This window comes from Corynebacterium sp. HMSC074A09 (assembly GCF_001811545.1).
In the GTDB taxonomy this organism is placed as follows: domain Bacteria; phylum Actinomycetota; class Actinomycetes; order Mycobacteriales; family Mycobacteriaceae; genus Corynebacterium; species Corynebacterium hiratae.
On the sequence record NZ_KV805167.1, the window covers coordinates 35,184 to 57,516 of the forward strand.

The 22,333-nt window shown below is 59.8% G+C and carries 20 protein-coding genes and 1 pseudogene; 9 read left to right on the plus strand and 12 right to left on the minus strand.

Annotation, left to right across the window (positions count from 1 at the left end; genetic code table 11):
• The first annotated feature begins 13 nt into the window (after nucleotides 1–13).
• Both HMPREF2807_RS11165 and HMPREF2807_RS11170 read left to right on the plus strand, forming a co-directional pair.
• A complete protein-coding gene (locus HMPREF2807_RS11165; RefSeq protein ID WP_070512920.1) occupies nucleotides 14–730 on the plus strand; it encodes an AzlC family ABC transporter permease in 717 nt (238 codons plus the stop codon).
• On the plus strand, nucleotides 715–1,047 hold the full coding sequence (locus HMPREF2807_RS11170) for a branched-chain amino acid transporter permease (RefSeq protein WP_070512923.1): 333 nt from the start codon (nucleotides 715–717) through the stop codon (nucleotides 1,045–1,047). The genes HMPREF2807_RS11165 and HMPREF2807_RS11170 overlap by 16 nt, the downstream gene beginning before the upstream one ends.
• Nucleotides 1,048–1,057: 10 nt before the next feature.
• On the opposite strand, the gene HMPREF2807_RS11175 is transcribed toward HMPREF2807_RS11170, so the two are convergent.
• The 4 genes from HMPREF2807_RS11175 to HMPREF2807_RS11195 all read right to left on the minus strand — a co-directional run bounded on the left by HMPREF2807_RS11175 (nucleotide 1,058) and on the right by HMPREF2807_RS11195 (nucleotide 3,755).
• The gene (locus tag HMPREF2807_RS11175; protein WP_070512926.1) at nucleotides 1,058–1,366 is read right to left on the minus strand and encodes a hypothetical protein; all 309 of its coding nucleotides are present in this window, start codon (nucleotides 1,364–1,366) and stop codon (nucleotides 1,058–1,060) included.
• Nucleotides 1,367–1,372: 6 nt separating this feature from the next.
• Nucleotides 1,373–2,332: a bile acid:sodium symporter family protein gene (locus HMPREF2807_RS11180; protein WP_070512929.1), complete on the minus strand. Its 960-nt coding sequence runs from the start codon at nucleotides 2,330–2,332 to the stop codon at nucleotides 1,373–1,375.
• 75 nt (nucleotides 2,333–2,407) lie between these two features.
• Complete coding sequence (locus tag HMPREF2807_RS11185; protein WP_070512931.1) at nucleotides 2,408–2,779, minus strand: Rieske (2Fe-2S) protein; 372 nt, start codon at nucleotides 2,777–2,779, stop codon at nucleotides 2,408–2,410.
• A gap of 511 nt (nucleotides 2,780–3,290) precedes the next feature.
• Nucleotides 3,291–3,755 (minus strand): SdpI family protein, encoded by a 465-nt coding sequence (locus HMPREF2807_RS11195; RefSeq protein ID WP_070512997.1) that lies wholly within the window; start codon nucleotides 3,753–3,755, stop codon nucleotides 3,291–3,293.
• A gap of 156 nt (nucleotides 3,756–3,911) precedes the next feature.
• Between HMPREF2807_RS11195 and HMPREF2807_RS11200 the strand changes: the two genes are divergently transcribed.
• Together HMPREF2807_RS11200 and HMPREF2807_RS11205 are read left to right on the plus strand one after the other, a co-directional pair.
• A complete protein-coding gene (locus tag HMPREF2807_RS11200; RefSeq protein ID WP_070512938.1) occupies nucleotides 3,912–5,147 on the plus strand; it encodes a dicarboxylate/amino acid:cation symporter in 1,236 nt (411 codons plus the stop codon).
• A 283-nt stretch (nucleotides 5,148–5,430) separates the two neighbouring features.
• Nucleotides 5,431–6,714, plus strand: a complete 1,284-nt coding sequence (locus HMPREF2807_RS11205; protein ID WP_070512942.1) for an HNH endonuclease signature motif containing protein — start codon at nucleotides 5,431–5,433, stop codon at nucleotides 6,712–6,714.
• A gap of 90 nt (nucleotides 6,715–6,804) precedes the next feature.
• Here the strand turns inward: HMPREF2807_RS11205 and trpA are convergent, their stop codons facing one another.
• The 6 genes from trpA to HMPREF2807_RS11235 are packed head-to-tail and all read right to left on the minus strand — an operon-like array spanning nucleotide 6,805 to nucleotide 13,432.
• A complete protein-coding gene (trpA, locus tag HMPREF2807_RS11210; RefSeq protein ID WP_070512945.1) occupies nucleotides 6,805–7,635 on the minus strand; it encodes a tryptophan synthase subunit alpha in 831 nt (276 codons plus the stop codon).
• On the minus strand, nucleotides 7,635–8,849 hold the full coding sequence (gene trpB, locus HMPREF2807_RS11215; protein WP_070512948.1) for a tryptophan synthase subunit beta: 1,215 nt from the start codon (nucleotides 8,847–8,849) through the stop codon (nucleotides 7,635–7,637). The genes trpA and trpB overlap by 1 nt, the downstream gene beginning before the upstream one ends.
• A 45-nt stretch (nucleotides 8,850–8,894) precedes the next feature.
• Nucleotides 8,895–10,277, minus strand: coding sequence for a bifunctional indole-3-glycerol-phosphate synthase TrpC/phosphoribosylanthranilate isomerase TrpF (trpCF, locus tag HMPREF2807_RS11220; RefSeq protein WP_070512951.1), 1,383 nt, complete (start codon nucleotides 10,275–10,277; stop codon nucleotides 8,895–8,897).
• Nucleotides 10,255–11,292, minus strand: coding sequence for an anthranilate phosphoribosyltransferase (gene trpD / locus HMPREF2807_RS11225; protein ID WP_070512954.1), 1,038 nt, complete (start codon nucleotides 11,290–11,292; stop codon nucleotides 10,255–10,257). The genes trpCF and trpD overlap by 23 nt, the downstream gene beginning before the upstream one ends.
• Nucleotides 11,292–11,936 (minus strand): anthranilate synthase component II, encoded by a 645-nt coding sequence (locus HMPREF2807_RS11230; protein ID WP_070512957.1) that lies wholly within the window; start codon nucleotides 11,934–11,936, stop codon nucleotides 11,292–11,294. The genes trpD and HMPREF2807_RS11230 overlap by 1 nt, the downstream gene beginning before the upstream one ends.
• Nucleotides 11,933–13,432, minus strand: coding sequence for an anthranilate synthase component 1 (locus HMPREF2807_RS11235; RefSeq protein WP_070512960.1), 1,500 nt, complete (start codon nucleotides 13,430–13,432; stop codon nucleotides 11,933–11,935). The genes HMPREF2807_RS11230 and HMPREF2807_RS11235 overlap by 4 nt, the downstream gene beginning before the upstream one ends.
• 432 nt (nucleotides 13,433–13,864) lie before the next feature.
• On the opposite strand from HMPREF2807_RS11235, the gene HMPREF2807_RS11240 reads away from it, so the two are divergent.
• Genes HMPREF2807_RS11240 through HMPREF2807_RS11250 form a run of 3 tightly spaced genes read left to right on the plus strand, consistent with a single transcriptional unit; the run spans nucleotide 13,865 to nucleotide 16,494 of the window.
• Nucleotides 13,865–14,848 carry an ABC transporter substrate-binding protein gene (locus HMPREF2807_RS11240; protein ID WP_070512963.1) on the plus strand — a complete coding sequence of 328 codons (984 nt, stop codon included), beginning with the start codon at nucleotides 13,865–13,867 and terminating at the stop codon, nucleotides 14,846–14,848.
• Entirely contained in the window at nucleotides 14,845–15,702 is an 858-nt protein-coding gene (locus HMPREF2807_RS11245) for an ABC transporter permease (RefSeq protein WP_070512966.1), read from the plus strand. The genes HMPREF2807_RS11240 and HMPREF2807_RS11245 overlap by 4 nt, the downstream gene beginning before the upstream one ends.
• A 3-nt stretch (nucleotides 15,703–15,705) precedes the next feature.
• On the plus strand, nucleotides 15,706–16,494 hold the full coding sequence (locus HMPREF2807_RS11250) for an ABC transporter ATP-binding protein (RefSeq protein WP_070512969.1): 789 nt from the start codon (nucleotides 15,706–15,708) through the stop codon (nucleotides 16,492–16,494).
• A 146-nt stretch (nucleotides 16,495–16,640) separates the two neighbouring features.
• On the opposite strand, the gene HMPREF2807_RS11255 is transcribed toward HMPREF2807_RS11250, so the two are convergent.
• Together HMPREF2807_RS11255 and HMPREF2807_RS11260 are read right to left on the minus strand one after the other, a co-directional pair.
• Nucleotides 16,641–18,491 (minus strand): FAD-binding monooxygenase, encoded by a 1,851-nt coding sequence (locus tag HMPREF2807_RS11255; protein ID WP_070512972.1) that lies wholly within the window; start codon nucleotides 18,489–18,491, stop codon nucleotides 16,641–16,643.
• A gap of 205 nt (nucleotides 18,492–18,696) precedes the next feature.
• Nucleotides 18,697–20,060: pseudogene (locus HMPREF2807_RS11260) on the minus strand (MFS transporter).
• A 122-nt stretch (nucleotides 20,061–20,182) separates the two neighbouring features.
• Between HMPREF2807_RS11260 and HMPREF2807_RS11265 the strand changes: the two are divergent.
• Nucleotides 20,183–21,658 carry a fumarylacetoacetate hydrolase family protein gene (locus tag HMPREF2807_RS11265; RefSeq protein WP_049155578.1) on the plus strand — a complete coding sequence of 492 codons (1,476 nt, stop codon included), beginning with the start codon at nucleotides 20,183–20,185 and terminating at the stop codon, nucleotides 21,656–21,658.
• The gene (locus tag HMPREF2807_RS11270; RefSeq protein WP_046648738.1) at nucleotides 21,655–22,317 is read left to right on the plus strand and encodes a GntR family transcriptional regulator; all 663 of its coding nucleotides are present in this window, start codon (nucleotides 21,655–21,657) and stop codon (nucleotides 22,315–22,317) included. Before HMPREF2807_RS11265 ends, HMPREF2807_RS11270 begins: the two co-directional genes overlap by 4 nt.
• Nucleotides 22,318–22,333 lie beyond the last annotated feature (16 nt).

Genomic DNA, 22,333 nt, shown 5'->3' on the forward strand with positions numbered 1-22,333 from the left:
TAACATCTCTGCCATGCGCGCGGAGATCATCAAGGCTATACGGACTTGCATGCCCATCGCCGTGGGGGTGGTGCCGCTGGGCCTCGCCTTCGGCGTGCTCATGGTTCAGACCGGCTTCGACTGGTGGTGGACCCCTATCTTCTCCATCGTTATTTACGCCGGCTCGATGGAGTTTCTTGCTATTTCCATGGTGACCGGCGGCGCGACGCCCGCCGTGGCTGCGCTCACTGGTTTCATGGTCAACTTCCGCCACATTTTTTATGGATTGACCTTCCCGCGCGATCAGATTTCGGTACGCCTCGGCCGCGCCTATTCCACGTACGCGCTTACCGACGAATCCTATGCCGTCCTCTCCGCCTTTCCCCGAAACTTGCAGCCGAGCGGCGCCTTCGTCTTCACGGTGCAGTTGTACTGCCAAGTGCTGTGGGTCGGTTCCGGCATCGTCGGCGCGGTGGCCGGTCAGGCAATCCCGCCCTCTGTGAAGGGGCTGGAGTTTGCCCTCGTCGCGCTGTTCATCGTCCTTGCCATCGATTCCTTCCAGAACAACAAGGATTACTCGCTTCCCCTGTCCGCGGCGGCCCTGGGAATCCTCGCGGGCTGTGTATTTCCCGGGCAGCTGCTCATGGTGGCGCTGAGTGCTTATTTCTTGCTCTTGGTGGTGCGTTACCTTTCTCCGCGTATCGACAACGCGCTGATTTTACGGAGGGAGGCGCCATGCCAGGCGGAGTAACCCTGGCCAGTATCTTCGCTGTGCTCATCCCCGTCGGGATTGTGACCGTCGTGCTGCGTTGGCTTCCCTTCGCCTTCGTCAAGGCCCTGAGGGGGAGCCAGTTCATCAGCATGCTCGGGTTCACCATGCCGGTCGGTGTAATGACGGTTCTGGTGGTCTATACCTTGTTTGGCCAAGCCCGCGATACGGGAATTATTGTTGCTCCCCTCGTAGCCGCCGCTGTGACCGCCGTATTGCACCTGTGGCGCCGCAATTCTGGCCTTTCCATTTTTGGCGGGACGGCGTTCTACATGGTCTTGGTGAATCTCGTTTTTTAGCGCGGATGCGCTAAAAGTCGCCGAATAGCGCGATGGCCTCGGTCCACAGGGAGTGGAACTGGAAGGCGTCGATAAGCTCAGCGTTAATGTCGGGGTACTCGTCGTAGGTATCGGGGTGTGGGACCACGCTCTGTGGGATGTTGGCGTCACCCACCGAGGCAGTCGGCGTTGCGGCGCCGACGATGGCGTCATTCGGCGCGAGGGCAATCATGCGCAACATAGAGCAAGCCTCGTTGCTGATTTCCTCGAGTTCCGCGATGTGGATGGCGGTGCCGACCTCCGGGACAGTCATGGTGGTGCGAACGTAAAGCTTTTTCATGTGGTCTCACTCTACCCGCGAATAGCGAGCCGCCATAGACGCGCAGATCATCAATTGCACCTGGTGGTAGATCATGAGCGGGAGGATGAGAAGCCCCAAAGACGTGCCACCAGAGGCGAAGATCACTGAGGCCATGGGCAGGCCCGTGGCGAGGGACTTTTTCGAACCGCAGAACTGGATGGCGATGGTGTCCTCCCTGTCGAATCCCAGCTTGTTGCTCACGACCTTGGTGAGCCACAGCATGAAGAAGACGAATGCAGTTGAGAACACAACCTGGAACAGAATCTGCCATACGCTAATCGACGCCCAAATCCCGTCGACCATTCCCTTCGAAAAGGCCGCGTAAACAACCATCGCTATGGAGCCGCGATCCACTACTTTGGTGGCTTTGCTGGCTGCAACTTTTCCTACCCATTTTCTTGTTAATTGCCCGAGTATGAAAGGCAGAAGCAGAAGTACGGAAATCTCTAGGAAGACGGAGCTATCGATGCGGATGCCGTCGCCAGCCCCCATGAGGGTCATGACGAGTAACGGGGTGAGGACAACGCCGGCGAGGTTAGACACTGATGCGGAGACGATCGCTCCAGGAACGTTGCCGCGCGCGATGGACGTGAAGGCTACCGATGACTGGACCGTTGATGGAACTAGGGTGAGGTAAAGAATGCCCAGGTATAGATCGGTTGGGATGAAAGCCGTGAGTGGACGGAGTGCGAGACCGATGATCGGATACACCACGAAGGTAAAGACCAAAATGGTCAGATGGAGTTTCCAATGCTTGACGCCGTTGATCGCCTCGCGCGTCGACAGCCGGGCTCCGTAGAGAAAGAAGAGGACGGCAATTGCGATGTTCGTGAGGACGTCGAAGGTATCCGCAAAGCTGCCTCGCGCGGGAAGAACGATGGCGACCGCAACGGCGCAGAGGATGAGGACAATGAGGGGATCGAGTCTTTTGAGGCGCTCAAGCATATAACAGAGTGTAGACGCCCCTCAAGGTTTCACGTGAAACATCTTTTCAGCCCCCAGAGCTCCTGGGGATGCTCTTTAGGCTGACACGTTCTTGATTGTTCCCCCATCATTTTCCACGCCGTACTCCGTGAGCGGCTTGGCGCTGGGACCTCCGGTCACTTCGCCGGTGCCGAGGTCAAAGCTGGAATAGTGGCTGGTGCAGGTGGCGGTCATGCCCTCGATTTTCGTAATGAGGGAACCCTGGTGCGGGCAGGTTTGGGAGTAAGCTTTGAACTCCCCTTCCGTGGGTTGAGCAAAGATCACCTTGTCCACGATGATGGCTGATCCAACGGGAATATCCGTCGCGGCTATTTCGGCGGTAGGTTCTTTGCCGCAGGCGGCGAGATAGGCACCAGCGAAGGTGGTGGCAGTACCGAGGAGGAAGAGGCGGCGGGAACACGTAGTCATGGTGCTTACTTTATCTGATCGGCGTGTTCCATAGTGTGAGGTATAGCGTTCTTAACTGAGTTTGCCATCCCACACAGGTAACTCTTCTTCCCTACTGCCGCCGAAATCGTAGGATCCGTACGATGTACCGACATCGCTATAGATGGTCCCTGGCGAAGCCACGTGGCGTCCGCCCCGACTATCGTGCGTGAAGGCATAGGTTGCGCCAGCGCTCAGAACGCTAATGCTGAGCGCGGCTGCGGCGATAATACGGATTGCTCGAGTGTTAACGCTTTTCTTCATGCCATCTATAGTGCGCCTTAGGTTAAAGGTTGTCACGAGACGACGCCGGCTTCCCACGAAGTTGGCGTCCAGTTCCCAGTCTTCCCTCAGGCTGGGCCCGGCAAAACAAAGGCCAGACCAAAGGTAAGCGGCGCCCACCATTGGCCTGGCCTTCTAACTAATGCGCTAGTGACAAAATTATGACGCCTGTGGACTTAGCTGACAATACGTCACTGTGCCGTATTTAAATCTAGCGAGGATTTGTGTTATCCGCGCGTTCTGCAGCAGCGCGGGCCGCGGAGACGTCGACAGTCGGTGCCTCTCCCCCGCACCCACCGTCGCCACAGTTGCAGGATTCACCGCAACCCTCATCCTCTTTGTGGGCCTGATCCCAGAGATACGCCGCGCGGGCGCCCATATTGGAACCGACCGAGAGTGCGAGAACAGCTACGACGAACGTGAGTGCTGGAATCAGCCACATCCAACCCTCGGCCCGCAGCGCGATGATTCCCCCAAACACTAAAGCGACGCCGGCGAGGAACCAGAACGGTCCTGCAACGGCGTGGGCATTATCCCACGCTTCCTTAGTCTTGCGGATCTCCGCGAGGCGTAAACCGACGACGCTATTACCCGGGAGCTTCCGGAGTGAGGCTAGGCCGCCGACGACGATAAGGATGGCGGCCACGATGAGGAAGATGATTCCGACTACGAGCATGCCCATAGTCTATCCCGCCCCATAGTTCGTGAGAAAGTCAGTTCAATTTATTCGCACGCTGCTGTAATATACATTTCGTGTCGCTTGGTAGATATTAAAGACTTTATTATCGAGCGAACTGATCAGCGTGGTAGCAACCATAGAAAAGACTCAATCATGACATTCAAGAGTGTTCGCAACTCTCTGTTGTTCAAGATCATCGTCGCGATAGTCTTGGGCATCATCGTTAGCCAGTTTGCCCCGGAATGGTTTGGCAGAGCTTTCGCAACCTATAATGGCCTGTTTTCAAACTTCCTCGGCTTCTTCATTCCGATCCTTATTCTCGCCCTCGTGGCCCCAGCAATCGCGGGTCTCGGACGCGGCGCGGGTAAGTGGTTGGGCATCACCGCCGGAATTGCCTACGGCTCCACTATCGTGGCGGGGCTTATCGCATACGGCTTGACCCAGGTCCTCTACCCGACTTTGTTGAGCGGACAGGCCCTCAATACCGAGGTTTCTGATATCGATGCCGGAGCCCTAGAGCCGTACTTCACGGTTGAGATGCCAGCGCCTTTCGAAGTGATGACGGCGCTGCTGCTGTCGTTTTGTATCGGTGTAGCCATGACGACTGTGAAGTCGGATAATCTTTACGCAATTACGAAGGAATTTGAGAACGTCGTCATCAAGGTCATTTGGGGTTTCGTGATTCCTCTTCTGCCGATCTACATCTTCGGTATGTTCCTCTCCTTGGGTATGAACGGAAGTATCGGTACCGTGTTGATTGCCTTCACCAAGGTGCTTCTCCTCGCGGTCGTGATGACCTTGGTCTACCTTGTCCTGCAGTACATTATTGCTGGCGCGATTGCGGCCAAGAATCCATTCGCCGCCCTGAAGAACATGGCCCCGGCTTACTTTACCGCGTTGGGTACGTCCTCCTCTGCGGCTACTATTCCGGTCACCCTCGACGCCGCGCTAAAGAATGGAATCTCCAAGCCGGTGGCGGGTTTTGTGGTTCCGCTCTGCGCGACGATTCACCTTTCCGGTTCGATGATCAAGCTCACCCTCTATGCTTTCGCGATCGTGTACATGGCGGATGGCATGGAGGCTGACCTCGGGAAGGCCCTTGGCTTCATCTTGCTGTTGGGCATCATGATGATCGCCGCTCCTGGCGTTCCGGGTGGCGCGGTGATGGTCGCGGTCGGACTTCTGCAAGCGAACATGGGCTTTGATGATTCGATGGTCGCATTGATGATTGCCGCCTACATCGCAATTGACTCCGTGGGTACCGCCGCAAACGTTACTGGCGACGGCGCCATCGCCATGATCGTCGATCGCTTCGCACGCGATAAGATTGAGGGCCTAGAGGCCGAGGCAGATGCCGAGGCTACTGACGAGGAGCTTAGCGAGGCCTAAGTTTCACGTGAAACCCTGAAGTTTCTACTCCCCCTTTCCCTGACATGATATCTGCGATGGATAGTTGGGTGAAGGGGGATTTTTTTTGCCCTAATACCGGAGAATGTGTGCAGTCATGTAGGGGCTAGTGGCTCCGATGCGTAGACCGTGGTTCTACCCATGGCAGTTTGGGGCCAAGCCCCAATTTCTTAAGGAAAGTCTTGCGCCTTAGATATAGAACAGGTATTCTATAAATGGGTGTGGGGGAACGAATTGTTCCGCAAGTTTAGGGGTGCAGCTAGCCATGGCAACCACAGCACAATCTTCTACGTCACTTCCCACCGCATACTTTTCCCACTCAAATCCGCGTGATCTTGAATGCATGTCGGGTCAGCTGATGCGCAGAATAGAGTATGAATTCTGGGCAAGCATCCAGCCACCATTAGACGAGGATTCTGATACCGCCTTCATGCGCATAGGACAGAAGACGGGAAAATCTCCGGCGCATGTGGCGCGCAACGTGATGGCTCTTATCCGTCTTGATGAAATGCCGAAGTTACGTGCGTTGCAGAAGGCCGACTTTTTACTGGACATGCAGATGCTAGTCGCTATCGATCAGGTGATGGCAAAGCTTGGCAACCCAACGGCGGCTGTAATAGCGGAAGTGGATGAGAAGCTAGCCGCCTGGTTAACGCCGACCAAGCCGAATCAGGTCTTTCCCTCAGTTGAGAAGATCCGGCGCAAGGTGCGAGACATCTGCAAGGTGCTCGACGACTCCGTTTCATTCCGTGACAAGCGCAAGAAGAATCGCTACTCTCTACTCACCCGCGGGCAACGTGGGTTGATCGAGCTAGAAGTGGACAGCAACGTGGGTGTCGTCATCCATGAAACCATCAAATTGGCAGCAAAAGAACACGACGTCTCCATGGCCGATGCACTGGTGCTCCTCATTACCGGAAAAATCAAGCCAGAGGCAGGCAAGGTCGTCGTCCACGAATACAAGGCGAAAGACGTCGAGGGCGCGCCGGTCTATGTCCAAGGGCATGGGTGGAACGGTGAGGGCGTTCCGGCTTCGAAGACTGTTTTGCGCGACTTCGAAAGTGTCCCAAATGCCTGTGAGGGCTATCAGCCGTCGGAATTTTTAAGGAAGTACGTCGAAGGGCGTGACGGCACATGTCGGGCGCCTGGCTGTAATCGGCCCGCATGGGTCTGCCAGCTGGATCATCGGATCAACTACGCCGACGGCGGGCCTACACACCCACACAACATGGTGGCCCTGTGCCAGCACCATCACAATATGAAGACAGATGGGCGGGCGTTCTACATCCTGGATCCCGTGACTGGAGATGTTGTGTGGTTGTACGAGGACGGAACCTGGGCGGTTACCGAAGCGAGCGGACCGTTGGCTCCTGCTTCGAAGGTATGGGCCCGCTCCATCGCGGAAGATGTCGTTGCGCACCGCCGTAAGATGCACGAAGCTGCACGGGCGCTGAAGGTGGAAATGGATAACGGAATCTTGGTCGAAGTATTCGACATGACAGATCCGGCGGATTGCTCCACCGATGGCGAAGAGGATATTCCTTTTTAGGGAGGAGTTTCACGTGAAACGGCCCCCTTCCGCCCTGCCGTCGGTAAATGCGGATTCTGGCGGAAAGAGGCCGTTGCGAGCTGAACTCAGCTAAGACTTCTTCTGCTTGGTAGCCGCCTTCATCGTAGATACGAAGTCAGTGACCGCAGCGGCGAGGGCATCGTCAGGGCGGCCCCCCTCGTCGAGATGGGCATTAACGACCTTGGCCAGAGCGGAACCGGTGATTGCTCCCGCAGCGCCGGCAGCAATGGCGTCCGCAACGTGTTGCGGGGTGGAGATTCCAAACCCAAGGAGAATTGGTGCACCTCCGAATCGTTTCACGTTGTCCACTACGTCAGCGAGCCCGCGGGTCTCTGACTCCTTCTCGGTGCCGGTTACGCCGTCGCGGGAAATCGCGTAGATATAGCCCTTGGAATACTGCGCTACGCCCTCGAGGGTTTTCTCAGAGGCTTGCGCCGGTGCGATGAAGATGGGATCGATTCCTGCTTTGTCGGCTGCGGCGACGAACGGGGCGCCTTCGCGAACGGGGACGTCGGGAAGCAGGATGCTATCGGCGCCGGCCTCGTGAAACTCGGAATAGAAGGTCTCTAGCCCGCGGGTGAAGGGCACGTTGCCGTAGATGAGCATGCCGATGGGTAGGTCCGGGAATTCACTGCGGATCTGACGGATTTGCTCGATGGCGGAATCTACCGTCGCACCGCCGGCGAGCGCGCGAATGTGGGAGGCCTGGATCGTCGGGCCGTCGGCGACAGGATCCGAGAACGGGACACCTAGCTCGAGAACGTCGGCGCCACCAGCGACAGCCGCGCGGACGATGGTGAGGGCGGTCTCGGGATCGGGGTCGCTGAGCATGATGAAAGGAACGAAAGCGCCTTCACCGCGTGCGGCGAGGGTGGAGAAGAGTGTCTCGTAACGGCTCATTACTTGTCCTCCGTGATCTTGAGTTCGGGGTGCTCGTTAAGGGTTCGGCGGACGTGGTCGATGTCCTTGTCGCCACGCCCAGACAGGGAAACGAGGATGGTGATGTCTTCATCCTTGCGCTTGAGGGCATAAGCCAGTGCGTGCGAGGACTCGAGGGCGGGGATGATGCCCTCGCGGTGGCTGAGGAGTTGGAAGGCTTCGAGAGCTTCGGCGTCGGTGATGCCGACGTAGGTTGCGCGCGCCGTCTGAGCGAGGTGCGCGTGCTGTGGACCGACGCCCGGGTAATCGAGGCCGGCTGAGATGGAGTAGGATTCCTCAACCTGGCCGTCGGCATTGCGCATGAGATAGGACCGGGCGCCGTGGAGGATGCCGATGGTGCCGTTGTTGATGGTCGCGCCGTGGTGCCCGGAGTCGAGTCCCTCTCCCCCGGGTTCCGCTCCAACGAGTTCGACGGATTCCTCATCGATGAAGTCAGCGAACATACCAATGGCGTTCGAACCGCCGCCGACGCACGCGACGACGAGATCCGGCAAACCGCCGGTGCGCTCGATCATCTGGGCCTTGGCTTCTTCGGAAATCACCTTGTGGAACTCGCGAACGATCGTTGGGAAGGGGTGTGGCCCAGCCGCAGTGCCGAGGAGGTAGTGAGATTCGTGGAAGGTTGCGGTCCAGTCACGGAGAGCTTCGTTGACGGCATCCTTGAGCGTGCCGGAACCGGAATCAACCGGAACAACCTTCGCGCCCATCAGTTCCATTCGGTAGACGTTGGGCTGCTGCCTCTCGACGTCCTTCGCGCCCATGTAGATCACGCAGTCGAGGTCAAGCAGAGCGCAGGCGAGGGCGGTCGCCGTGCCATGCTGGCCGGCGCCGGTCTCGGCGATGATGCGGGTCTTCCCCATCCGCTTGGCCAAGAGCGCTTGGCCGATCACCTGGTTGGTCTTGTGCGCGCCGCCGTGGACAAGGTCCTCCCTCTTTAGAAAGATGCGCGCCTTGCCGCCGAGCTTGGTGGCTTCGGTGAGGGGCGTGGGGCGGCCTAGGTAGTCTCGTAGGTAGCCGGCAAGTTCCTTGCGGAAGGCCGGGTCGTTCTGGGCGTCGACGAAGGCGTGCTCGAGCTGGTCGAGTGCTGGGATGAGTGATTCGGGAACAAATTGTCCGCCAAACTCACCGAAGTAGGCGGGAAGAATGGTCTCCCTGGTGTCCTGATCGTTGGTCATGATAGTCCTTTTGTCTCGGGCTGTTGCTAAGGCTCGGGTTGGGGATTAATACGTAAAGTGACGAATGATATGGAAGGCCTGAGCGATGAGTGCACTGTCTTTTCGACCGTTCACTTCGACCCCCGAATTGATGTCCAATCCGGCGGTGCCGACGCGAAGCGCCTGGGTGAGGTTCTCTGGATTCAGGCCCCCAGCAAGAAGTGACTTGGCTTTGACCTCGTCCGGGACTGTTGTCCAGTCGAAGGATGAGCCAGTGCCGCCGGCGCCCGAGTCGAGGATGAGCATGTCGGTGGCGTCGGCAAGCGCGGAGGCAAGGGCGGGGCCATGGGCAGCTGTCATGTCGATGGCGCGCCACACCTGTCGCTCCCCTGCTACTGCGCGGACGGACTCAATGAGTTCGAGCTCGGCCTGGGTGCTTCCCTGGAAGGGTGCGTGGAGTTGTAGGGCGGCGATGCCGTCGAAGGCAAGCTCCTCCCAGCCGGAGGTGCGGCGAGAGACCGCGACGTAGTTGAGGTCGGGTTCGTGGGCGATGATGTCGAGCGCGGTTTCACGTGAAACATTGCGCGGGGAGGCCTCCTCGAAGACGAATCCCCCGTAGACGGCACCGGCGGCACGGGCGGCCTGAGCCGCTGACCATGTCGTGAGGCCGCAGACCTTGTTCTGGCCATAGACCAGCTCACGGGCGGCCCGGTCGATATCGGGCGTGCCGGTGAGCTGGGAGCCGACGAGAAAGGCATTGGCATGCGACCCTAGGCGGCGGACGGTCTGGTTATCGCGGATGCCCGATTCCGAAACGATAACCTTGCCCGATGGCACGTGGTGCGAGAGGCGCTCGGAACGATTTAGATCGATGCTGAGGTCGTGGAGGTTGCGGTTATTAATACCGATCACGTCGATGCCAAAGGCAGTGGCACGGGCGACCTCCTCCTCGGTGATCGCTTCGGTGAGGACATCGAGGCCAAGGGAATCCGCCAGCTGCTTGAGTTCTGCGTAGGTGTCGTCATCGACGATCGACATCATGAGCAAAATGGCGTCGGCGCCGAAATAGCGCGCAGCATAGACCTGAATGGGGTCAATGATGAAGTCCTTGCACAAGACAGGCAGGTGCGTGGATAGAGCCACGGTCTGCAGGTGGTCGTAGTCGCCACCAAAACGATCCGGCTCGCACAGCACCGAGATGGCCGAAGCGTAGCGCGAGTACACCCGCGCGATGGCCCCGGGCTCGTAGTGCTCGCGAATCAGCCCCAGTGACGGCGAGGCAGACTTGCATTCCATGATGAAGCGGTTGGTGCCGCGGAGCGCATCGTAGAAGGAGCGCTCCGAGCGCGGGAGGGCAGCTAAATCAACGTGCGCCAGGCGCTCACGGATTGCGGGCAGATGCGTGCGGCGCTTGGCGACGATCCCCTCAAGCACGGTCGGCAGAGCCATAGTTCGCCTCCTCGTGCTTCTTCAGCCATGCGGCCACGGTGCCATCCTTGATGAGCTGGTCGGCATGCGCGACGCCCTCTTGGATGGAGTCGGTCGTGCCATTGAGGTAGAACATCGCGCCGGCGGTCGCGGCGATCGCATCGTGGTGGGCTGGCTTTCCGGTGCCGGCGAAGACGGCGCGCAGAGCTTCGGCGTTTTCCTTGCCGTTGCCGCCGGCGAGGTCAGCTAGCTCGTGGCGGGAAATGCCGAGGTCCTCAGGGGTGAGTTCGTAGTGGGTTATGGTGCCGTCGCGAAGCTCCCAGACCTGGGTGGTGCTGTGGACAGCGATCTCATCGGTGCCGGCGCCGTGGACGACGAGCGCGCGCGTGCGGCCAAGATCCTTGAACACCTCAGCAATGAGCTGACCCTGTTCGGGGTTGGCGATGCCCATGATCTGGAACTCCGGGTGGCCTGGGCTGAGCAGTGGGCCCATGGTGTTGAAGAGTGTGGAGACGCCAAGGCCCTTGCGCACCGGTTGCACGTGGGCAACCGCCGGGTTATACGCGGGGGCGAAGAGGAAGGTGAAATTCGAGGCTTCGAGTTGGCGGACCGCGCGGTCCGGATCGAGATCAAGCGGAATGCCGAGGGCTTCAAGGACGTCCGCGGAGCCCGACTTGGAGGATACGGAGCGGTTGCCGTGCTTGACCATCTTGACCCCGCCGGCGGAGGCGACGAGGGATGCGCCGGTGGTGACGTTGATGGTGTTCGCGCCATCGCCACCGGTTCCCGCGGTATCCATGAGGCCCTTACCGGTAACCGGGAAGGGGCGGCCGGCGTTGAGGAAGGCGCGGGCGGCGCCGGCCACATCGGCGAAGGTTTCGCCGCGCGTACGGATGTGAGTAAGGAGGGCCGCGATATGGATGTCGTCATACTCCCCCACCGTCAGCGGGGTGAAGACCTCGATTGCTTGCTCGAGGGTCGGTTCGGGGATATCGAGGAATTCTTGCAGTGTCGTGAGAGCGTGGTTATTGGTCATTACTTGGCTCCTTCCATGGTGGGTAGAGAAGAAAGTTGCCCAATGCAGCGTTCGATCATGATGGGGCCGGTTGGAGTTAGCACCGACTCCGGGTGGAACTGCAGGCCGAGGGCCATGCCGTCGACGGTTTCTGCCGCCATCGTGACAGGGCCGATGGCGGTCTCCGTCTCCGCGAGGCTGCGCATCTGGGCGGGAATGCTCGCGCAGCCCAAGGAGTGATAGCGCGCAACGGGGACGAGGCGGCCCACGTAGTTCGGATTATCTGGCTCGGAATCAGTGGTGAGCCCTTGGAAGAGCGGGTGCTTCGCGCCAGCGTCGGTCAGCGTCATGGGTACGGAAGAACCGTGGACCGGGCCGCAGGGCTCAACGGTGCCGCCGAAGTGATCGAGCAGCGCCTGGAAACCCAGGCAGATGCCGAGGATGGGGATGCGGCCGAGGGAGGCGTCGATAAGCTGCATCATCGATCCAGCCTCGCGCGGATGGCCGGGGCCGGGCGAAAGGATGATGATGTCGGGCTCGGCGGCAAGGACCTCCTCCACCGGCACGGTGTTGCGGAAAACGGTGGTGTTGTAGCCGGCGAGCGCGTCGACGAGGTTGTAGACGAAGGAATCGTGGTTATCAATGAGGACGACGTGTGGGTTCATCGGATGACCTCCAGGGAAGCGTTGTGTGCCTGGGCGATGGCACTGAGCACCGCGTAGGCCTTGTGGACCGTTTCGTCGGCCTCGGATTGCGGGATGGAATCGCGCACGACTCCGGCGCCGGCCTGGACAACGGCCGTGCCGTCTTTGACGTAGGCGGAACGGATGACAATGCAGTTGTCCATGGATCCATCGCCGCGCAGGTATCCGATAGCACCCCCGAAGGATCCGCGGCGAGTGCCTTCGGTCTCACGGATGAGTTCCATGGCACGCAGCTTCGGTGCGCCGGTCAGCGTTCCCATGTTCATGCAGGCTCGGTAGGCGTCGAGGGCGTCGAAATCCTCGTGCAGCGTCGCGACGACGCGGGAGACCAAGTGCATCACGCGGGAATAGCGGTCCACTTGGAGCAGGTCGGCGACCTTTCTGGTGCCGGGGACGGCGACGCGGGCAAGGTCATTGCGCGCTAAGTCAACCAGCATGATGTGCTCCGAGACCTCTTTGGAGTCGGTGCGCATCTCGAGTTCGTTGCGGATGTCCAGCTCGTGGGTCGCACCACGCGGGCGGGTGCCGGCCACGGGATAGAGCTGCACCTGCCGGTCGGCGGCGGTGTACTTCAGATTGGATTCTGGGGAGGCCCCGAACAGCTCGTGCTCGGCGCCGCGCAGGTAAAACATGTACGGCGAGGGGTTGGTCTCTCGCAGCGTGCGGTAGGCGGCAAAGGCATCCGGGCAGTCGAGGCTGAACGCGCGGGAGGGCACGACCTGATAGATATCGCCTGCATGTACGTTGTCTTGGAGGCGCTCGACGTGGCGGCGGAAAGCGGCGTCATCAATGGAAGCGCGTGCGCGAATGGTCTCGCGCGGTGCCGGGGCTTCTGGAGTAATAGGTACGGTGACAACGGCCCGGTCCAGCTCTTCTTCGAGCGCGTGCTTGTCGACGCCCCATCCCTCAATCCTTGCCTTCTGCGTCAGGTGGTCCACCGTGAGGACGTGCTCGGCTACCAGAAATTCATAGTCGGGGTATTCGTTGAGTCCGTCGGGAACCGGCGGCAGTGCCTCGAAGGTGTCGACGTAGTCGAAGGCGAATCCTCCACCGAGGAATGGAAGCGACTCGCCGGAATAGAGCTGGCTAAATTGCAGCGTGCGCAGGATATCCGCGGTCGAGGTGGCGCGGAGGCGGGCGCGCTCATCGTGCTCGGCGGAGAGTTCGAAGCGAAAGGTCGCGCTGTCTTTGTTATTGTGCTCCATCTTGGAGCGAAAATCCTGACGAAGTTCATCTAAGAGTAGGTGCCCGGACGGAGTTAAGGCCGTTGCGGTGACTTCCTGGCCGCGGCACACCACCTTGAGTGCCGCCTTGGTGATGGCGATGCAGGTGAGGTTCTTCTTGGACTCGATGTCGGCGGACTCTAAGAGCAGGGAATCCTGCGGAGTGGCGAGGGCATAAAAGAGCGCGCTGGCGTCCGGTATGTACCTGACCTCGCGTTGGGCTGTATACGGCATCCTGTGTCTTTCTTTAACGATAGTGAGTGCTGCCGCGAGCTTCGCAAGAGAGCAAAACGCCGAAAAGCCCGCAGCTGCGGGCCTTAAATATGGGAGAACAACGAGGCCCGCGGGTTACGCGCGCCACCACCAAAGGTTAGATGTGTTCTTCACATCACTGACTCTAACACCGATACCTTCCGCCGTACAGATAAAGAACGTACGGGTACCCCCGCGGCCTGAGGGCGGCAGACAGCGGGGGCTATGGAAGTGATGTAGCAAACATGCAGCTAGCACGTGTGATGTAGAACTCTAAAACTATAAATCTATAGCTTTTGGAGAGCTAAGAGTACCCCCGACTAGGAAAAATATTCATAAAACTGCTGCTTAGGAGGGTGAAAAGAGGATTAAATAACGGTCACTACTGTCATTCTTGAGTAGAAAGGGACCGAAATGTTCTCTAAAACTTCCGCCGCTCTCTCAGTTATCGCGTTGAGCGCAGCAGCCCTCGTGGGCTGCTCCTCGTCGTCGGAAAGCGCCAGCGGGGACTCCGGAGGTGGGGACTCCTTCTCCATCGGAATTAACCAGCTTGTTCAGCACCCCTCCCTCGACGCAGCCGCCGAAGGGTTCCAAGCAGCCTTCGAGGAAGCGGGCGTGGATGTGGATTGGGATGTTCAGAATGCCAACGGCGAGCAAGGCACCGCGGTGTCCATCTCGCAGCAGATGGCAAACGCTAACCACGACCTCTACCTGGCAATCGCCACCCCGGCCGGCCAGGCCATGAGCAAATCCATCAAGGACAAGCCGCTTCTGTTCACCGCGGTGACGGACCCCGTCGAGGCGGAGCTCGTGGAGGCGCTGGATAAGCCGGGCAAGAACGTCACGGGTACTTCTGATGCCGCCCCCATCGAGGAGCAGGTCGAGCTGATTACCCAACTGGTTCCGGACGCCAAGACCGTCGGTGTGGTCTACTCCTCCGCCGAGGTCAACTCCAAGGTGCAGGTGGAGCAGTTGGCGGAGGCCGCCAAGCCGAAGGATATTGAGGTGAAGTCGCAGACGGTGACCTCCGTGACGGAGATACCGCAGGCCGTGGAGGCGCTGGGCGATGTCGATGCCATCTACGTGCCGACCGATAACATGGTTGTTTCCGGCATTTCTTCGCTCATCAAGGTAGCGAATGACAAGACCATCCCGGTCATCGCAGCGGACTCAGGTGCCGTTGAAGGTGGCGCTGCCGCTACCATCGGTATCGACTACAAGGAACTGGGCCGCCAGACCGGCGAGATGGCGCTGCGCATCCTTCAGGACAGCGAGGACCCAGCCGAGACCCCGGTAGAAACCGCCTCTGAGTACACCTACGTCATTAACGAGGATGCCGTGAAGGCACAGGGCGTCGAGGTACCGAAGGAGATCCTGGAGAAGGCTGAGACGCTGTGATTGGTGCACTCGAGCTAGGTCTCATCTATGCGGTCATGGCCGTGGGCGTCTACCTGACGTTCCGCGTCCTTGACTTCCCGGACCTGACCGTCGATGGTTCCTTTACCACTGGGGCTGCGACGGCCGGTGTGCTCATTACGAATGGGGTCAATCCCTTTCTGGCATCGGCCGCAGGCTTTGTCACCGGCTTTATCGCCGGCTGCATCACGGGGCTTCTGCACACGAAGGGCCGCATCGACGGTTTGCTTGCGGGTATCCTCACGATGATTGGTCTGTGGTCCATCAACCTGCGCATCATGGGCAGCGCCAACGTTCCGTTGCTCTCCCAAGACTCGGTGTTTACCCCACTGGATGCGGTTATGGGGTCCTGGGCTGGGGTGGGCTTGCTCGCTGTGGGCTCGGTGCTGCTCTGCCTGCTGATCGTGTGGTTCCTGTCCACGGATCTGGGACTCTCGCTGCGCGCGACGGGTGACAATCAGCAGATGATCACCTCCTTCGGCGTTTCCACCGATTTCACCAAGATCCTGACCCTGGCCCTGTCCAATGGCCTGGTGGGCCTGTGTGGTGCGCTCATCGCGCAGTACCAGGGCTTCGCCGACATTTCGATGGGTATCGGACTCATCCTGGTTGGTCTGGCATCCGTCATCCTGGGACAGGCGGTGCTCCCCCAGTCGCGCTTGTGGATGGCCGTGGTGGCGGTGGCCTTGGGCTCCGTGATCTACCGTCTCATCATCTTCGCTGCGCTCCAGGTGGGCCTCAACCCGAATGACATGAAGCTCATCACGGCGCTGCTGGTTATTGTCGCTCTGCTGGTGCCGCGTATGACGAAGGTACGTGGGAAGAGGAAGGCCTAGATCATGCTCAAAGTAGATAAGATTTCGAAGACCTTCTTCCCAGGTACGGTCAACGAACGCCGTGCGCTTCGCGACGTCTCCCTGGAACTTGCCTCCGGTGACTTTGTCACTGTCATCGGCTCTAACGGTGCGGGAAAGTCGACACTGCTGAACTCCGTTGCGGGCCGGCTCATCCCGGATTCGGGAAAGATCTCGATCGACGGCCAGGAGGTGACGAGCCAGCCGGAGCACAAGCGTGCAAGGAAGGTCGGGCGCGTCTTTCAGGACCCCATGGCGGGTACGGCACCAAACCTCACGATTGAGGAGAATCTCTCCTTGGCGTACCTGCGCGGCAAGAAGCGCGGCCTCGGCTTGGGTCTCAATTCCGCGCGCCGGGCCATCTTTGTGGAACAGCTGGAATCCCTCGAGCTCGGCCTAGAGAAGCGTCTGGGGACCAAGGTGGGGCTGCTCTCCGGCGGTCAGCGCCAGGCCCTCTCGTTGCTCATGGCCGGCTTTACTAACCCGAAGGTGATGCTTCTGGATGAGCACACAGCCGCCCTCGACCCGCAACGCGCGGAGCTGGTGACCACACTGACGAAGCGCATTGTGGAGCAAGGCCAGCTCACCACCCTGATGGTGACGCACAACATGGCCCAAGCACTGCAGGTGGGAAACCGCCTCATCATGATGCATGAGGGTGAGATCATCTACTCCGCTGACGCCGAGCAGAAGGCGAAGCTCACAGTGGAGGATCTCATGGCGGAGTTCGCGAAGATTAAGGGAGCGACGTCCGATAGGACCCTCCTGCAGTAGAAGTCGAAGCGTGGTTGTTTCACGTGAAACCTAGGTGTTGCACTTGGCAGCACCTAGGTTTCTTTTTGTCCGTGGTGGCTTAGCGGCGGCATTGAAAGAGGGCCCAGCGTTGTGCTGAGCCCTCTTGGTTTTACGTGAAACCGGAACTAGGTGAGCTTGATGAGCGCGGAAGAGAAGTAGTCCTCGACGGTAGCTGGGTCATCCAGCGGAAGGACCGCTCCTACGTATTGGTCCGGGCGAACGATGACGACGGCACCGTCGCGGGAAATGCCGCGGGTGTGGAAGATATCCTTGTCTCCCGGCAGAGCATTGAAAACATTCTCCCAGTTCGGGATATTGAACTTGCCGTTGCGGGGCCGGAACAGGAGTGGAGCGTCGAGGATTTCGTACTCGTGGTGATCCGTCTGCTGGTAGATGGCCTTCACGTCGAAGTAGGTGTTCTCATCGGCGCCCTCAGGGGTGAACTTGGCGAGGATGGGGCCGACCTTCTCGGCCCACTCGCTGAGCTTCGAGGTTTCGCCGGCTTTGGGTGCATCAGCGAAGGCGTAGATGCGGTAGCGGCCGTCAGCGGTGTGCTGGTGGCCCAGGTGCTGGGGGTACGCGTCACAGCGGCGCAGAACCTCGTAGGACTTGAAACGCTTGCCCACCGGGAAGCCGACGGCCAGCTTCTGGTGCTCGGTGCTGCCGACGATGAGGTTTTCTTCGTACTGCGTCATCATGCCGGCGGCGAATTCCTCCGCGGAAACGTAGTACTTCTCGACTGCCTCGGGATCATCGAGCTCTTCGGTCGGGGTGGCCATGAGGGTGGACCACTCGCGGTCGAAGTTGATGAGGTTCTGGGCAGCTGGCTGGCGTTCACCGTGGTAGGTGGTCAGGAGCTCCTTCGGTGCGCGGCCGTCGAGAACATGGCCGAGCTTCCAACCGATGTTGAACCCATCCTGCATGGAGACGTTCATTCCCTGGCCGGCCTTGGCCGAGTGGGTGTGGCAGGCGTCGCCTGTAAGGAAGACGCGCGGATCCTCGTTGTTATCGTCGAACGCGTCGACAAGTCGGTGGCCCACCTCGTAGACCGAGTGCCAAGCGACCATCTTGACGTCGATGAAGTAGGGCGAATAAATCTCGTTAGCCTTCTCGATGATCTTCTCAATCGGGGTGGAGCGGACCTTGTGGTTGTCATCCTCCGGCACGACGCCGAGGTCGACGTAGATGCGGGACAAGTAGCCGCCCTCACGTGGGATGTGCAGAATCGAACCAGCCTGTGAGTGGATGGCGCACTTGGTGCGCCAGTCCGGGAAATCGGTATCTACGACAACGTCCATGACGCCCCACGCGTGATTGGCCTGGTCACCCTTGAGCGAGCGGCCAATGGACTTACGGACACGGGACTTTGCGCCATCGCAGCCCACGACGTACTTAGCGCGTACGTCGCGCGGGTTGCCGTCGACATCCTCGAGGTGCACCGTCACGGGGTAGTCGCCCTCCCCTACCTCAAGGGAGACGAAGTTCCAGCCGTAATCCGGGGCGATTCGGCCGGGTGCTCGGCGTGCGTAACGGGCGAAGTAGTCCAACACGCGAGCCTGGTTCACAATGAGGTGGGGGAACTCGGAGATTCCGTGTTCGTCGTCAATCGGGCGGGCGCCGCGAACAATCTTGGAGCGGTCCTGCGGATCGGGGTTCCAGAAGGACATCTCGGTAATTTCGTAGGCCTCTTCCGTGATTTCCTTGGCAAAGCCGAAGGCCTGGAAGGTTTCTACGGAGCGGGACTGGATGCCGTCGGCCTGGCCCAACTCGAGGCGGTGAGGACGGCGTTCAATGATGCGCGTGTTGACGTCGGGGAACATTGCTAGCTGCGCGGCCGCGATCATGCCGGCCGGGCCGGAGCCCACAATGAGGACGTCCATTTCATCGGGAAGCTCAGAGGCGCGATCGATGCCATACCCGGCGGGCTCGTGCACGCGGGGATCTTCCGAAACGTAGCCGTTGTGGTGGAACTGCACTGTGGACTCCTTAGTCAGCGGGTTGTCGTGGTCGAGAACAAAAGCGAGTGATGGGGGTGGTATCTACTCCCCCATCGCTCTGTGAGCTTTGCTCGTGGAGGTGGTGACTCAGTTCAAGGCGTCTGGAGGATGTGAGCTGGGCCTTATTTCTAGAATCATATATGATACGCGGCTCCTGCACAATGATCTGCGCCCGGGACGTCGCCTAGCGCGGGCTGAAGATGAAGTGTCCCTGAGATTGCTCGGACTCGTGCTCTGCGCCGAGTGCGATTCCCTTGCGCTCGCGCAGGATGAAAGCGCAGATGAAGCCGACAATCGAGGCGGAGACGAGGTAGCCCGACACCGCGAAGGTGGTGCCGGTAGCCTCCACGAGCGACGCGGCGATCATGGGGGCGAAGGCGCCGCCCAACACCGAGCCAAGCGCATAAGTGATGGACACGCCGGTGGCGCGAATGGAGGCGGGGAAAGCTCGGCGTACATCGCGGACTGCGCGCCATAGGTCAGGCCCAGGCCGACGGTCAGGAAAATGAGTGCGCCGTAGAGAAGCCCCAGGCTGCCCGTATTAACCAGCGGGAAAAGGGCGGCAGCGCCGATTCCCTGCAGGATGAATCCGATGAGGTAGGTGTTTCGGCGGCCGATATAGTCGGAGATGTATCCCGCGAACAAAGTCATCAATGCCCACGTGACGGCAGAGACGGTCACCGCGTTGAGGACGTCACCGCGGTCGAGGGCAACGAGGCCGTCGGGATCGGTGGCGTAGCGCTGAATATAGCCGCCCGTAGTCATGTAGCCGACGGTGCCGTTACCTGCAAAAACGAGGGCCGCAACAACGACTAGCGGGGTGAAGTTCTTGAAGAGCTTGCCAATGGGGTTGGTGGCTTCCTCTTCTTCACGCTCCGCAATCTCTTCAAAGACCGGGGATTCGTCGACGCCCATGCGGATGAGGTAGCCCACCAGGATGAGGACGAAGGAGAGCAGGAAAGGTACGCGCCAGCCCCAGCTCATGAAGGCGTCGCCAGGCGCAATGGTGTTCATGATGGAGAGGACGCCGGAGGAGAGCAGCAGGCCAGCTGGCACGCCGATCTGCGGGCCGGCGCCGTAGAGACCGCGCTTGTCATTCGGTGCGTGCTCCACAGCCATGAGTACGGCGGACCCCCACTCGCCACCTGCGGAGATGCCCTGAATAATGCGCAAGGTGATGAGGAGGATCGGCGCCCAGATTCCGGCGGTCTCGTAGGTGGGCAGAAGGCCGATGAGGGTGGTCGCACCACCCATGGCGAGGAGCGTGACCATGAGGACCACGCGGCGGCCGAAGCGGTCCGCGAAGTGTCCTGCCAGAAACGCGCCGACGGGTCGGAATAGGAAGGACAATCCCACGGTGAGGAAGGAAATGATGGTGGCTAGGCCACCCTCGAGCGGGCCGAACATGAGCTGGTTGAACACGAGTCCGGCCACTGCGGCATAGAGGAAGTAGTCGTACCACTCGATAGCGGTACCAATGGTTGTCGCGGCGACGACGCGGCGGCGTTCGGCCGTCGAAATTGCCGGCGTGACAGATGTGTGCGACATTCTGGTTCCTTTCGGCATGCGGTGTGCCATATATGGAAATGTGTGTGAGTTGAACCACTTGCGGTGGTGGTAGGGATAATATACGATCTGGGTAAGGATTTGTTCACAATTAAGGATTCTTCATGGCTGTACCTGAGTTCTTGCCGGTTAAACCGGGCAAAATGATCGCTGTCCATGTGGCCTTTGAGTCCCGCGCGGCGCAGCGCGGTCGCTGGCCCAAGACCCCGAGCTACTTCCTCAAGGCGACCAGCACGCTGGCTGAATCGGGCGGGGTTGTTGAACGCCCCGAGGGAACGGAGCTGCTGGCTTTTGAGGGAGAAATCGCGCTCATCATCGGAACCCCGGCCCGCAACGTATCGCTTGAGGATGCGTGGAAACACGTCGCCTACGTGACGGCTTCGAACGACATTGGTCTGTATGACTACAAGGTGCAGGACAAGGGCTCCAACACCCGCTCCAAATCCCGCGATGGATACACCCCCATCGGGCCGGAGCTTATCGACGCCCAAGGGATCGACCCCAAGGGTCTTCGCCTCCGCACCTGGGTCAATGGCGAGGTTGTTCAGGAGGGAACATCTTCTGATGAGGATCTCATCTTCCCGCTCGCACAGTTTGTGGCCGACCTATCCCAGCACATGACGCTGGAGACCGGTGACATCATCCTCACCGGCACCCCGGCCGGCTCCTCTGTCATTGAGCCTGGTGACGTTGTTGAGGTCGAGGTTGACGTGCCAGGTGGCGTGAGCTCCGGCAGGCTGAAGACCACCGTGAAGGAAGTCCCCGCTTCCTTCGATCCGCAGCTGGGCAACCTGCCGTACGTGGACGATAAGCAGCGCGAGGACGCCTACGGTGACCGCGAATCCGCCGGACTTCCTCCTAAGGATGAGGTCGGCCTCGATCCAGAGCTCAAGGCGGCCCTGGAGAAGGCCCCGACCGCCGGCTTGTCCGCTCAGCTGCGCAAGCGCGGTATCAATCAATCCGTGATCGAAGGCGTGTACCCGCAGGCTAAGGGAACCAAGATGGTGGGCGTTGCCCGCACGCTGCGCTTCGTGGCTGGCCGTGAGGATCTGTTTAAGTCTCATGGCGGTGGTCTCAACGAGCAGAAGAAGGTCTTCGACACCGTCAAAGAGGGCGAGGTCATCGTTATTGAGGCCCGCCAGGAATCCGGCTCCGGAACACTCGGCGACATTCTGGCGCTGCGGGCGAAGGTCCGCGGTGCCGCAGGCGTCGTGACCGACGGCGGCGTGCGAGACTACGAGGCCGTTAAGGAGATTGGTCTGCCCGTCTTCACGCAGGGCGCACACCCGTGCGTTCTCGGCCGCAAGCATGTCCCGTGGGATAGCGATATCGCTGTCTCCTGCGGCAACGCCACCGTCCTCCCGGGTGACATCATCGTTGGTGATGATGACGGCGTCGTGGTCATCCCCCGCGATATCGCAGCCGAAGTCGCCGAAGGTGCCCTGGCTAAGGAGCACGAGGACGAATGGGTCGCCTCCCAGGTGGAGGAAGGCGCCAGCTTGGATGGGCTCTTCCCGCCGACCGGAGCGAACAAGGAAGCCTACATCGCTTTCCGTGATGGAAAGGCAGGTGGTCAATGACGCAAACCGCAGCACCAGCCGGGGAAAGTAAATCCCAACAAGCCTATAACTGGATAAGTGAAAGGATTCGGACTCGCGACTATGAGCCCGGGTATCGCCTCGTGTTGGCAACAATCGCGGATGAACTGGGGATCAGCGTAGTTCCCGTCCGTGAGGCTATTCGGCAACTCGAAGCGGAAGGGATGGTCACCTACGAACGCAACGTCGGTGCCAGCGTGACCACCTACAATCGCGAGGCCTACTACGAATCCATGGACATCGTGGCCACCGTGGAAGCCAATGCCACGGCCCAATCCGCCCCGTATCTCAACGCGGAGGATATTGCCCGGGCGCGGGAGATCAACCAGCGCATGCGGGAGCTCGATATCCACCACGATCCAGAAGAATTTACCCAGCTCAACAAAGAATTTCATAGCGTTCTCTTCTCCAAGTGCCCGAACGAGAGGTTGAAGGACTTGGTGGTGGACCAATGGAAGCAATTGGAATACCACCGCGTCTCGACCTTCCGCTACGTGCCGGAGAGAGCCCAAGAGTCAACGCGCGAGCACGAGCAATTGGTCAGCCTCATTGAGGCTGGCGCGGAACCCGCCTACATAGAAAAAGTGGCCAGGCAACACCGACTGGCCACCCTCAACACCTATCGCAAGAAAAACGATTAAGGAGTTCACAGCACTC